The 12837-nt window shown below is 53.8% G+C and carries 11 protein-coding genes; 7 read left to right on the forward strand and 4 right to left on the reverse strand.

The window, feature by feature from the left end; genetic code table 11:
• Window positions 1-252 precede the first annotated feature (252 nt).
• The 4 genes from AC3WOK_RS06190 to AC3WOK_RS06205 all read left to right on the forward strand — a co-directional run bounded on the left by AC3WOK_RS06190 (window position 253) and on the right by AC3WOK_RS06205 (window position 4701).
• The gene (locus AC3WOK_RS06190) at window positions 253-2382 is read left to right on the forward strand and encodes a putative bifunctional diguanylate cyclase/phosphodiesterase (protein ID WP_059309912.1); all 2130 of its coding nucleotides are present in this window, start codon (window positions 253-255) and stop codon (window positions 2380-2382) included.
• A 92-nt stretch (window positions 2383-2474) separates the two neighbouring features.
• On the forward strand, window positions 2475-3707 hold the full coding sequence (locus AC3WOK_RS06195) for a sensor domain-containing diguanylate cyclase (RefSeq protein WP_492354176.1): 1233 nt from the start codon (window positions 2475-2477) through the stop codon (window positions 3705-3707).
• A 73-nt stretch (window positions 3708-3780) separates the two neighbouring features.
• Window positions 3781-3921 carry an Ecr family regulatory small membrane protein gene (locus AC3WOK_RS06200; protein WP_492354177.1) on the forward strand — a complete coding sequence of 47 codons (141 nt, stop codon included), beginning with the start codon at window positions 3781-3783 and terminating at the stop codon, window positions 3919-3921.
• Window positions 3922-4137: 216 nt separating this feature from the next.
• Window positions 4138-4701, forward strand: coding sequence for a DJ-1/PfpI family protein (locus AC3WOK_RS06205; RefSeq protein ID WP_447855765.1), 564 nt, complete (start codon window positions 4138-4140; stop codon window positions 4699-4701).
• 55 nt (window positions 4702-4756) lie between these two features.
• On the opposite strand, the gene AC3WOK_RS06210 is transcribed toward AC3WOK_RS06205, so the two are convergent.
• Together AC3WOK_RS06210 and AC3WOK_RS06215 are read right to left on the reverse strand one after the other, a co-directional pair.
• On the reverse strand, window positions 4757-5512 hold the full coding sequence (locus tag AC3WOK_RS06210) for a hypothetical protein (RefSeq protein ID WP_492354178.1): 756 nt from the start codon (window positions 5510-5512) through the stop codon (window positions 4757-4759).
• 123 nt (window positions 5513-5635) lie between these two features.
• On the reverse strand, window positions 5636-7252 hold the full coding sequence (locus AC3WOK_RS06215; RefSeq protein WP_063428384.1) for a peptide ABC transporter substrate-binding protein: 1617 nt from the start codon (window positions 7250-7252) through the stop codon (window positions 5636-5638).
• 185 nt (window positions 7253-7437) lie between these two features.
• Here AC3WOK_RS06215 and mpaA point away from each other — a divergent pair, with 185 nt between their 5' ends.
• The gene (mpaA, locus tag AC3WOK_RS06220; protein ID WP_063428386.1) at window positions 7438-8151 is read left to right on the forward strand and encodes a murein tripeptide amidase MpaA; all 714 of its coding nucleotides are present in this window, start codon (window positions 7438-7440) and stop codon (window positions 8149-8151) included.
• Here the strand turns inward: mpaA and ycjG are convergent.
• The gene (gene ycjG, locus AC3WOK_RS06225; RefSeq protein WP_063428388.1) at window positions 8142-9107 is read right to left on the reverse strand and encodes an L-Ala-D/L-Glu epimerase; all 966 of its coding nucleotides are present in this window, start codon (window positions 9105-9107) and stop codon (window positions 8142-8144) included. The two genes, mpaA and ycjG, sit on opposite strands and share 10 nt — an antisense overlap.
• 107 nt (window positions 9108-9214) lie before the next feature.
• On the opposite strand from ycjG, the gene tpx reads away from it, so the two are divergent.
• Together tpx and AC3WOK_RS06235 are read left to right on the forward strand one after the other, a co-directional pair.
• Complete coding sequence (tpx, locus tag AC3WOK_RS06230) at window positions 9215-9721, forward strand: thiol peroxidase (protein ID WP_047348304.1); 507 nt, start codon at window positions 9215-9217, stop codon at window positions 9719-9721.
• A gap of 275 nt (window positions 9722-9996) precedes the next feature.
• Window positions 9997-11205 (forward strand): aldose 1-epimerase family protein, encoded by a 1209-nt coding sequence (locus AC3WOK_RS06235; RefSeq protein WP_492354179.1) that lies wholly within the window; start codon window positions 9997-9999, stop codon window positions 11203-11205.
• A gap of 37 nt (window positions 11206-11242) precedes the next feature.
• On the opposite strand, the gene tyrR is transcribed toward AC3WOK_RS06235, so the two are convergent.
• Window positions 11243-12784, reverse strand: a complete 1542-nt coding sequence (gene tyrR, locus AC3WOK_RS06240) for a transcriptional regulator TyrR (protein ID WP_492354180.1) — start codon at window positions 12782-12784, stop codon at window positions 11243-11245.
• Window positions 12785-12837: the final 53 nt, after the last annotated feature.

The following is a 12837-nucleotide window of genomic DNA, read 5'->3' on the forward strand; positions in this document are numbered from 1 at the left end:
TCTCTGCGGTGAGACGATACGATCGCCCTCATATTTAAGGCGCTTTGCTACTGTTATTCGTTTTTGTTTAGCAATGCTTAATACGTTAACAAAGAGAATATATTTTATATTCTTAATGAGCTGTAGAGTATTAATATGACCGGTCATTTTTCACGATAAATAACTCATATTGTTTGAATGCGCATGTTTGCTGCCAGATTAAGATGTGCCGGCAGGCGAAATCGGTAACCCTCTGAGGCGTGGGATTGCATAATGCTCAATATATCGTGGGACCCTGTGTTGATCGCTATCTCTTATCTGGTGGCTTTTATTGCCTCCTTTGTGGCGCTGGACAGTGCCGGAAAAATACCGCTTTCCAGCCGTAAGGCTGCCCTGTTCTGGCGCATTGCTGGTGGGGTAACGCTGGGCATCGGGATTTGGTCGATGCATTTCATCGGCATGCTGTCCATGCAAATGCCAATGATGATGAGCTACGACCTCTGGTTAACCCTTACGTCTCTGGGCGTCGCGGTGGCTGCCTCAACCACTGCCATTAATATCGCCGTTACGGGTAAAAAACTCTCTCCTGGACGACTGATCCTTGCCACTACGCTCCTGAGCGCGGGCGTGGTCTCTATGCACTACACCGGTATGGCTGCCCTGATGCTGGACGAGAGTATCATCTGGGATCGACGCCTTGTGGCATTGTCCGTGGTCATTGCCGTTATTGCCTCCGGCGCGGCGCTGTGGCTGGCTTTCCGTCTGCGGGATAAACACAAAGGGGTCTTTATCGATCGCCTTCTCGCGGCCTTCGTCATGGGCGCGGCCATTTGCGCGATGCACTATACCGGCATGAGTGCCGCGCAGTTTCAGGAAACGTCGCATACCCTCCCCGGCGGGATCGGCGAGCTGGGGTTATCCATCTGGGTGTCGGTCACCACCCTCTGCCTGCTCGGCGTGATGCTTATTATTTCGCTTATCGATTCTCACTGGCGCACCGGCCGGCTGACGGATAACCTGCGGCAGCTCAACCGCCAGCTTGAGCTACAGGCGCGCTTTGACGCGCTTACAGGGCTCGCAAACCGCCACCAGATGGATATCCGCATGCAGGATTGTCTGCGCAGCGCGCTGCTGAGTAAGAAGCCATTTGCCGTCATTTTCCTGAACGTCGACCACTTCAAGCGCGTTAACGACACCTGGGGGCACAGCGTTGGCGATGAGTTGTTAATCACCGTTGCCCAGCGCATCACGGCCCGGCTCACGCGTGAGATGACCCTGGCGAGGCTTGGCGGAGACGCCTTTATCCTGCTGGTGCCTGAATGTGACGACGAAAAGCTCAACGGCCTGCTCACCGCGCTGCTCGACGATATGCGTCGTCCGCTTTCGCTCTGCGGACACACGCTGAGCACGACAATCAGCGCGGGGGTCAGCCTCTATCCTCAGGATGGCGAAACGCTGCATGAGCTGAAACTCAAGGCGGATGCAGCCTTACACCACGTCAAAGAAGAGGGCCGCAACGGCTGGGCAATTTACAGAACCGAGATGTCAACCGCGGTCCCGGCAAAGCCCGGTTTTTTACAGGAACTCTCTCAGGCGCTTGAGCGCGATCAGTTTGAACTGTGGTACCAGCCAACCTGGCATGCGGAAGATAAGACTATTCATGGTTTTGAGGCCCTTCTGCGCTGGCGGCATCCTGAGCAAGGCGTTTTACTGCCTAACCTGTTTATCCCTTCGCTGGAACAAACAGGCTTAATCATTCCGGTGGGGAACTGGGCTATTGAAGCGGCGTGCCGACAGCTTCATTTCTGGACTGAGCAAGGTTTCAGCCAGTGGACGCTGTCGCTCAACCTGTCCCCCGTCCAGTTCGAACAGCCGGACATCTTCCATATCGTCTCGTCGATGCTGGAAAAATACAGCCTGTCGCCCGCCAGGCTGATCCTCGAGGTGACGGAAAGCACCGCGCTTAAAAACCTCGACCGCAGCATTGAGCTGCTGGATGCGTTTAATCGTGCAGGGATCGTCGTCTCGATTGATGATTTTGGCACGGGCTATTCCAACCTGCTGATGCTGAGCGTGCTTCCGGCAAAAGAGCTTAAAATCGACCGAAGCTTTGTCACGTCGATGCTGGAAAATGAAAAAAGCTACAAGCTGGTCGAAACCATTATGAGTATTGCCCGAACCATGGAGATGAATGTGGTGGCAGAAGGGATCGAAACGGAAGAGCAGCAGGCGGTTCTCACCCGTCTCGGCTGCGACTACCTGCAGGGTTACCTTTTCTCACGACCATTACCTGCCGAACAGGTGCCGTGGCTGCTGCTGCAGAAAAACTCAGATAAGCAAATTATACCCATTAATAAAATTCAAACGGACCCCGCATTTATTTCACAAAAAAATCATGCCTGACGGGGTTAAGTAGAGTATGTTTCAGAGGAGTGCACGCGAATTCATTCTGCCATGACTGTCAGGCACATTGTGCCGATGAACAGGAAACGCCTATGTCGCAACCTTGTTTTGATGCGTTGAATGTAATTAAAACACCCGTGTGGCTCATTTCACCCGTGTCGGAACAGATTATTTTTGCGAATATGGCCGCAACGCAGCTCATGGGAGATAAAACTCTCGACCTGCTGCGCAAAGGGACCTATTCCGCAAATGCGCAAACCCTGCTGTCGATGTATGTTCCTGAACTGAAAACAGAGCAGGAAATCATTGAAATCTGGACAATCAGCCGGGATGGACACGACGCGCCGTTAAGCTGTCGTCTCTCCGTTGCCCACTACGCGCCCTGGGGTGATGTGATTGTCTTTGAGGGGATCTTCCCGCAAATCGTCTCAGGATTGAAGGCCAGCCGCTCCGCCACCTATCAGCGCAAAAAACAGGGGTTTTACGCGCGTTTTTTTCTCACCAACAGCGCACCGATGCTGTTAATCGATCCTGCCCGCGACGGCCAAATCGTCGATGCTAACCTGGCCGCGCTCAATTTTTACGGTTATTCACACGAGGGTATGTGCAGTAAACATACCTGGGAAATAAATACCCTGGGGCGGGATGTGATGCCCATAATGACTGAAATTGCCGCGCTGCCCGGCGGTCATAAGCCGCTCAACTTTGTTCATCGTCTTGCCGACGGCTCCACGCGCCATGTTCAGACCTATGCAGGACCCATTGAGATCTACGGTGACAAGCTGATGCTGTGCATCATCCACGATATCACCGAGCAAAAAAGACTGGAGCAGGAGCTGGAACATGCTGCTTTACGCGACTCCATGACGGGATTACTCAATCGTCGCCAGTTCTACACCATTACCGATCAAAGCAACCTGAATCAACTTCCTGCGCAACAGCAGTTTAGCCTGCTGCTGGTGGACACCGATCATTTCAAGAACATCAACGATCTGTTCGGTCATCTGAAAGGCGATGAGGTGCTTATCGCCCTCTCCCGAACGCTTGAAGCCTGCAGCCGGAAAGACGACATGGTGTTCCGCTGGGGTGGCGAAGAGTTCGTCATCCTGCTGCCGCATACCTCTCTCGACGCCGCGCTACAGATTGCCGAGTCGATCCGAGCGGCTGTTGCCCGTATCACGATCCCGGGATTGCCTCGGTTTACCGTCAGCATTGGCGTGGCGCGGCACAATCAGGGGGAGAGTATTGATGAGCTGTTTAAGCGCGTCGACGATGCGCTGTATCGTGCTAAAAATGACGGACGCAATAAAGTCCTTGCTGCATGAAACTGGTGTATCCGGAAAAGCCCCGCTACAATGCCACCTCGAATAAAATGACGTCAGGTGGGTAAAATCTCCAATGGGAAAAACAGAAATAATACTCACCATAATTATTTTATCCCTTATTATATTTGGCTTCTGGTTTATCTTTAGCGGTGAAATCTGGTATCTCGTCGAATTTCTTGAAAATAGCCTTTACCCCACCTTCGACGCACCGTAACGCACGTTTAATTTCTTGTTTCACCTACCGAATTTGTCAGGTTCCGGTATTACCGGTCGCCGCGTAAGATACGCGGCGTTATCCTCCAACAACGTTGATAACGAATCACTTATTCACTTGCTTATGTTGCCCGTTCTCTGACGGGCTTTTTTATTTCCGCAATTCTGCCACGCCAGGCTATATCTTAATCATCGTTATTGATAAAGGTGAGGAATGATGAGCAAGAAGATCCTGATGCTGGTTGGCGATTACGCCGAAGATTACGAAACCATGGTGCCCTTTCAGGCGTTACAGATGGTTGGCCACCAGGTTGATGCGGTCTGCCCCGACAAACCAAAGGGCGACTACATCATGACGGCGATCCATGACTTTGACGGCGCCCAGACCTACAGCGAAAAACCCGGCCACCGTTTTATCCTCAACGCCGACTTTTCCACTGTTAAGGAGCAGGACTACGACGCGCTGCTCATCCCCGGCGGACGTGCGCCCGAATATCTGCGGTTAAATGAGGAGGTGTTAAAGCTGGTACAGGCATTTGACGCCGCGCGTAAACCGATTGCTGCGGTTTGCCACGGCCCACAGCTGCTCGCTGCCGCTGGCATACTGAAAGGACGAACCTGTAGCGCCTACCCGGCCTGTGCTCCTGAAGTCCGGCTCAGCGGCGGCCACTACGCCAGTATCGGCATCGATCAGGCCCACGTTGACGGCAATCTGGTGACCGCCCCCGCCTGGCCCGCGCATCCGCAGTGGCTGGCGAAGTTTAATGCGCTGTTAGAATAGCAATACCTGCTCCCGCCAGCTCAACCTGAGCGGGCGCAGATTCACAAAACAATATTCATCGATCCTGCCGACGCCATTCCGCCTCCATCTCGCGCTGTTTTCTTCGCGCTTCTTCTTTCTTACGGTACAGCGGCGGATAATAAATGTGCCCCCAGTCCCACTTGCCGAACCAGATATTCATCAGGGCGCTAAATACAGTGATGAGGATGATAGAGAAGATAATAAAGCCCTCATCACCGCCCAGATTGAAAAGATCCCTGGCTAAGGAATGCTGAGCGTGACTGAACCAGTGCGGATGGTAATCAAGTATCATGAAAAACAGCAGCCCAAAAAGTAAATCGCCAACTTTGAATCTTTCACTGAATTTACTGCGCCAGGCGGAATCATGTTTTTCATAGTAATTAAGTAAAAACTGATTATTCTCTTGCAACGCTAAATCAAGCACTTCCCTTGAAGGCACCTCACCGGGGTGTCTCTGGTAATCGCTCTGCGGGCGAAGAATATCCGGGAAGATGCTGCTGTATATGATCGCATTCAGCACTTGCCTGAAAACATTGGCGGCAACGGGCATAAGGGTTGTGGCTATCAGCCCCAGGGCTGCCAGCGCGACGCAGAAGAAGCCAAGATGTTCGGTCCAGCTAATGGCCTGCACGGGCCAGGTCAAAATCCCCTGTCCGCTGTAAGCCAGCAGCGCCAGATCGGCGAAAAGGACAATATAGATGAAGCGTATGATCCACTGCCATTCCCAGATTTTATCCATAATACCTAAGCCTGCCGGAAATGAGGGTTTGTCTTTCTTTTCATCCATCATAATTTATCCATGCGATTATTTTTGAAATAGACACTTTTCGGGAATAAAAAAACAACTGGCGCCAGATGCGCCAGTTCTCGATGTTACTCTTATTAACGATAGTTACCGTAGAAACCGGCCTCGTCAGTGCTTCTCAATATACATCGTCCGGCTATACGCCACGTCTTCCGGGTTATTGATAGGATAACCTTTCACCCAGGGCTTAATCAGGCGACCGTTGGTGTACTGGTAAATGGGCGCGATAGGCGCTTTCTCCATGAGGATTTTCTCCGCCATGTTGTAGTCCGTATTACGCGCTTTCGCCGTGCTTTCCAGCGTCGCCTGGTGGATGATCTTATCGTAAGCCGGGTCATTGAAACGCGAGATATTGCCGCTGTGGGTGGAGGTCAGCAGGGACAGGAAGGTAGAGGGCTCGTTGTAATCCCCCACCCATGACGCGCGGATTACATCAAAATTGCCGGTGTTGCGGCTGTCGATGTAGGTTTTCCACTCCTGGTTTTGCAGTTTGACATCCACACCGAGGTTTTTCTTCCACATGGACGCCACCGCAATCGCAATTTTCTGGTGGTTCTCCGAGGTATTGTACAGCAGGGTCAGCTTCAGCGGGCGCTGAGGACCGTAGCCTGCGGCCTGCAGCAAGGTTTTCGCCTGCGCATTCAGCTCCTGCTGAGACATCTGTTCGAACGGTGAAGGTTCAGGCGTAAAGCCCGCCGTCACGTCAGGGGTAAAATGCCAGGCCGGCTTCTCACCTGTACCTAAGACCTTTTCCGCCATAATACGGCGATCGATAGTCATACTCAGCGCAAGACGGACCCGTGAATCGGCCGTCGGGCCCTTTTGCGTGTTAAACGCATAGTAGTAAGTGCCGAGCTGAGGCGGCGTATAGACCTGTCCCGGGATCTCCTTCAGGAGCTTCTGATACATGTTTTTAGGGAACGATTCGGTAATATCAATATCCCCTGCCAGATAGCGTTTCGTGGCGGACGATTCCTGATTAATCGGAATGAAGGTCACTTTTTGCAGGACGGTTTTCGCATTGTCCCAGTAGTGAGTATTCGGCACGACAACCAGCTTTTCATTCACCACGCGGTCGTTCAGAACGTATGCCCCATTACCGACCAACGCTCCCGGACGCGTCCACTCTTTACCGCTTTCAACGTTCGCTTTTTGCACCGGATAGAAGGCAAAGTTTGCCGTCAGGTTGCTAAACCACGGCAACGGTTTGTCCAGCTGGACGCGTAACGTTCTGGCATCCACCGCCGTCACGCCCAGGGTATCAGGCGCCGCTTTACCGTCTATGATGGCCTGCGCGTTGTTGATACCCGCCAGCGCCGCAAACCAGGCAAACGGAGAGGTCGTTTTCGGGTCAACCAGACGCTGCCAGCTGTAGACAAAATCCTGCGCGGTAACCGGCGTACCGTCAGACCATTTCGCGTTATCGCGCAGGGTGAACGTCCAGATACGGTTATCGTTGCTCTGCCAGCGCGTCGCCACGCCCGGGGTCAGTTCCCCTTTCTCGTTCTGATTCACCAGCCCTTCGAAAAGATCCCGAATCACCTGAATCTCCGGCAGCCCCACCGCTTTCGCCGGATCGAGCGAAGCTGGTTCGTCTTTAATATGTCTGACCAGCTCCTGTTTTTGCGCCAGTACCGTGCCCTGTGGCACATCAGCAGCGTACGAGAGTGTAGAGAGTCCGCACAGGCACAGTGCGGCGAAAAGACGCGAAACAGGATGCTTCATAAGATCCCCTTTAATGAATTCAGGTAACAAGCAGATGCGTAATTATTTGTTTCGACAAAGAGAATTGCAAATAACTTACTCCTGAATAGTGATTTAAGGCAATTCTCAGCCGTTATGGAAACTATTTGATTAACCGCGGGTTTTGCACAACACTGCCAGTAGAGACTTCTTTATCAGGATTTCGTATGGCAACCACCCGACCACGAGCGGAACGCGGCGCCTTTCCACCGGGCGCTGAGCAATATGGCCGCTCATTCTTAGGCGCATCGCTGATCTGGTTCCCGGCACCCGATGCCGATCGCGACAGCGGTTTGATCATTGCCGGCACGCACGGGGATGAGAACTCGTCCGTCGTCACGCTCTCGTGCGCGCTGCGCACGCTCACCCCAGCTCTGCGACGTCATCACGTCATTCTTGCCGTGAATCCGGACGGCTGTCAGCTTGGGTTACGGGCTAATGCGAGAGGAGTCGACCTGAACCGTAATTTTCCGGCAGCAAACTGGCGCGCCGGGGAAACGGTATATCGCTGGAACAGTTCCGCCGAGGAGCGGGACGTGGTCCTGCTGACGGGAGACAAACCCGGCTCGGAGCCGGAAACGCAGGCGCTGTGCCAGCTTATCCATAAGATCCACCCTGCCTGGGTTGTCTCCTTCCACGATCCGCTGGCGTGTATTGAAGATCCGCGCCACTCCGAGCTGGGCGCCTGGCTGGCACAGGCGTTCGCCCTGCCGCTCGTCACCAGCGTGGGCTATGAAACACCCGGTTCATTCGGCAGCTGGTGCGCCGATTTGAGCTTGCCCTGCATCACCGCTGAATTCCCGCCGATCTCCTCCGACGAAGCCAGCGAAAAATACCTGAAAGCCATGATGGAGCTTCTGCGCTGGCAGCCTCAGAGATGAAGCACGCCGCTGGTGAAATTGAGCGCCGGTGAAACGTCAACCGCCAGCCACGTCGGGCCATCCAAATCGGCAAAGCGGACCTGATTGACCAGCGGCAGCGCCGCGCCGATCGCCCGGGACGTGCAGAGCATACATCCCAGCATCAGTGAAAACCCCTGCGCCTGAGCTTCCGCCGCCAGGGCCAGCGCTTCCGTCAGCCCTCCGGTCTTGTCGAGCTTAATGTTGACCATGTCATAGCTGCCCTTAAGCTCGCTCAAATTCGCGCGGGTATGGCAGCTTTCATCCGCGCAGACGGGCAGCGGGTGGATAAAATTCTTCAGCGTCCCATCGTCCTTCGCCGGCAGAGGCTGCTCCAGCATGGCCACGCCGAGGTCAGCCAGCAGCTGACACCGCGCGGCAAGCCCTTCGGGATGCCATGACTCGTTGGCGTCAACAATCAGCGTGGCTGAGGGAACCGCCGAGCGAATGGCGACCATCCGCTCGCTGATCAGGCGATCGTCGAGCTTCACTTTTAACAGCGTAGCCCCGGCGTCATACAGCGCTTTTGCGCTGGCTGCCATCTGTTCCGGTTCACCAATCACGACCGTTTGCGCGGTCACGACCGATTGCGGCAGCGCCACGCTCAGCAATGACGTCAGCGATTTTTGCTGCTTAGCGGCCTCAAGATACCAGAGCGCGCAGTCGATAGCGTTGCGCGCCGCGCCGGCGGGTAAACGCTGCTGTAGCGCCTCGCGCGTCAGCCCTTTTTGCAGGTCAGGGACCAGGGTCATGATCTGCGCCATCACTGAGGCAAGACTTTCCCCATAGCGCGGGTAAGGCGTACATTCCCCGACGCCTTTAAAACCCTCTTCTTCGATTTCAACCACGACCACGCTGGCTTCACTTCGGCTGCCGCGGGAGATCACAAACGGGGTATGCAATGGCCAGGCTTCTTCGTAGACCTTAACGCTTCTCATCACTGACTCCTTGCGGCCCGGAAAGGCGAAAAATTTGGTTTGCCGTGTTATCCGCTGATGGCATACACTAGCCCCGACGTTAACTATATGTAAACAGGAAGATATCTATGTCACAACTCGTTCATTTCCAGGGCAACCCGGTTGCTGTTGCAGGTTCCATTCCGCAGGCTGGCAGCAAAGCGCAGGCTTTTACTCTGGTGGCTAAAGATCTGTCTGACGTCACACTGGCTCAGTTTGCGGGTAAACGCAAAGTGCTGAACATTTTCCCAAGCATTGATACCGGCGTTTGTGCCGCATCCGTGCGTAAATTCAACCAGCTGGCGACTGAAATGGACAACACCGTTGTGCTGTGCATTTCCGCTGACCTGCCGTTTGCCCAGTCCCGTTTCTGCGGTGCCGAAGGCCTGAGCAACGTCATTACCCTCTCCACCCTGCGCAGCGCGGATTTCCTCGAGAAATACGGCGTCAGCATTGCGGAAGGCCCTCTGAAAGGTCTGGCAGCTCGTGCCGTACTGGTTCTTGATGAAAACGACACTGTCGTCTTCAGTGAACTGGTTAACGAAATCACCACCGAGCCGGACTACGCTGCCGCGCTGGACGTGCTGAAAGCATAATAAGTACTGAGCATTCTATACAATTAATTATCAACCTCGCCACGGCGGGGTTTTTTATTACCGTTAAGCTGAATCGTTAAAGCATTAGCACTCGAAATTCACATTAATTATGCAACAAAAACTCATACATCCAACATTAACGTGACCATCAACACACTGCTATCGTTAAAATTGCCTGTTTTTTCCTCCAGTGAGGCTCATCACATTTCCCTTTCTGTCTAAACATTAGATTTGCTTACGAAAGAAAATAATCGTTTCAGCAAAAGGGATAAAATATGAAGATCAAACTCGCTTTTTCGCTCCTTGCGGTACTGATTTCTGGCCATGCAGCGGCTAAAACCTGGGTGCTGACAAGCGCTGAAAGCAGCGTAGAAAAAGGAAACTGGAAGATTTCCAGTGATGAGCTGAACGTTAAAGATCAAACGTTCAGCATTGAGCAAAAAGTCTTACACGGCGGTAAACAGGAAGGCAGTAAAATCATCGTTATTAGCAGTAAAGACGGCCTGACCATTGCCCTGAGCCCGACGCGCGGGATGAACCTTCTGCACGTTGAAGGGTTTGGCACCCGGCTGGGGTGGAATTCGCCCGTTAAAGAAGTTGTGAACCCGGCGTATATCAATCTGGAAAGCCGAAACGGTCTCGGCTGGCTGGATGGTTTCAACGAGATGATGGTGCGCTGTGGCTATGAGTGGACAGGACACCCGGTCACCGCTGACGGACAGATTTATACCCTTCACGGCAAGGCCGGTAATACTCCAGTATCGCAGGTAGAAGTCGAGGTTGCGGATGCCGCTCCGCATGAGATCCGCGTTCGGGGGTTGATCAAGGAGAGCACGTTTAAAAAAGCGGATCTGCAAACCATGACCGAGCTGCGTTACGTTCCTGGAACCAACCAGTTCAGCCTGCACGACGTGCTGACAAACCATGCAGATTATCCTCATGATTACCAGATCATCTATCACAGCAACTTCGGGACGCCGATCCTCGAAGAAGGCGCACGTTTCCTTGCGCCAGCGGTAAGCGTGAGCCCGTTCAATGATTACGCAAAAGCGGGCGTTAACGACTGGCAAACCTATGCCGGGCCGACAAAAGGCTTTGATGAGATGGTCTTTAACATCAAACCACTTGCGGACAATAAGCATGAAACGCTCGCGGCAGTGGTCAATAAAGCCGGCGATAAAGGCGCGTCAATCCAGTTTGACACCCGTCAGCTGCCCGTTCTGACCTTATGGAAAAATACCGACACGCTGAAGCAAGGGTATGTCACGGGCATTGAGCCGGGTACCAGCTACGCCTATCCCGTCACCATTGAACGCGAGCAGAAGCGCGTTAAGCAACTGCAGCCTGGCGCCAGCGCGCAGTTTGACCTGACCTATACCCTGCTTCACAGCCCGCAGCAGGTAAAAGACGTCGAAAGCCGGATTGCGTCGATTCAGGGAGAGACAAAAACCGAAATCGTGACCACGCCTCTGGCGAAGGAATAAGCGCAAAATAAAAAAGCCTCTTTACAGAGGCTTTTTGTTATTCGTCACCCTTCTTGTGATTCAAACCGTACTCGCGGAGCTTATTCGCAATCGCGGTGTGCGAGACGCCAAGACGTTTTGCCAGCTTGCGGGTGCTGGGATAGCTGCGATACAGCTGCGTCAGCACCGAGCGTTCGAAACGGCTGGTGATGTCGTCCAGCGAACCTTCCATCGCCTCTTCGCCTACCGATACCGTTCCGGCGTCGTAATCAGGCAATAGAATATCCTGCGGACGCAACTCATAGCCTTCGAGCTGGGTCAGCGCACGATAGACGGCGTTCTTAAGCTGACGAATGTTGCCCGGCCAGCCGTAGCGCATTAGCACCGTACCGAGATCGGCAGAAAGCTTCGGACGCGGAACTCCCTGCTCGTCGGCAAAGCGGGCCACAAACAGCTCCGTTAACGGCATGATGTCCTGCGGACAATCGCGCAGCGGGGGAATATTCAGCGTCAGGACGTTGAGGCGGTAATAGAGATCCTCGCGGAAGATCCCCTTTTGCACCAGTTCGACCAGGTTTTTCTGGGTGGCGCAAATGACGCGCACGTCCACATGCACTTCGTGATCCTCACCGACGCGGCGGAACGTTCCGTCGTTCAGAAAACGCAGCAGCTTAGCCTGCATGCGCGGCGACATTTCGCCGATCTCGTCCAGCAGCACAGAGCCACCGTTCGCCTGCTCGAAGAACCCTTTCTTGCCTTCCGGAGCATGACCAAACAGCTCGCTTTCGACGGCATCTTCCGGGATTGAGGCGCAGTTAAGCGCCAGATACGGTTTTGCCGCACGCGGGCTCGCCAGGTGCACGGCGTGCGCCAGCAGGTCTTTCCCGGTGCCGGTATCGCCGGTAATCAGCAGCGGCGCGGTCAGGCTTGCGAGCTTGCGTGCCTGGTCAACGACATGGCGCATTTTCGAGCTGACGGCAATAATCTGGCTAAAGGCGCCCACATCCTGGCTGGAAATATTCTGCAGCTGACGGCCCATGCGTAACGTCGACCGCAGCATGATCACCGCCCCGGTCAACACGCGGGTATTCCCTTCCCCTTTCAGATAGACCGGCGTGATCTCCATCAGGAAATTCTGCCCGTTAATCACTACATGCTCGCTATGGGTGTTCTGCGGATTGCTGTCCAGCCAGCGCTGGAAGTTGAAACCCGGGATCAGCTGCGCGGCGTTGTGGTTGCTGAGCTTCTCCTGGCTCTGTGCGAAAAGCTGGCAGCTCGCGTGGTTAACGCGCTCCACTTTACTTTTCAAATCCAGGGAGAGGAACGGCTCCGGCATGGCTTCCAGCAGCGCGCTCAGCGCCAGGTGCTCACGCTCAGACGGCATCCAGGGAATGGTGCGTACATCCGTAACGCCAGCGATACGGCGGATTTCCGCCATCAGGCTACTGAATGTATTAAATTCAATTTCGGCAAAATTGAGGTAAATTCGCCCGACAGGATCGATCTCAATGCCACGTAAATCAATGCTACGCAAAACAAGAAGATCGAGTAATTCGCGGGTCAGACCGAGACGGTCTTCACAGAAGACTTCAAGACGCATGGGAAATTCACCGTTTTAAGCCAATAACAGTAAAATGATATGTCAGAACACGG

This window comes from Enterobacter sp. FW301-JW81 (assembly GCF_058788735.1).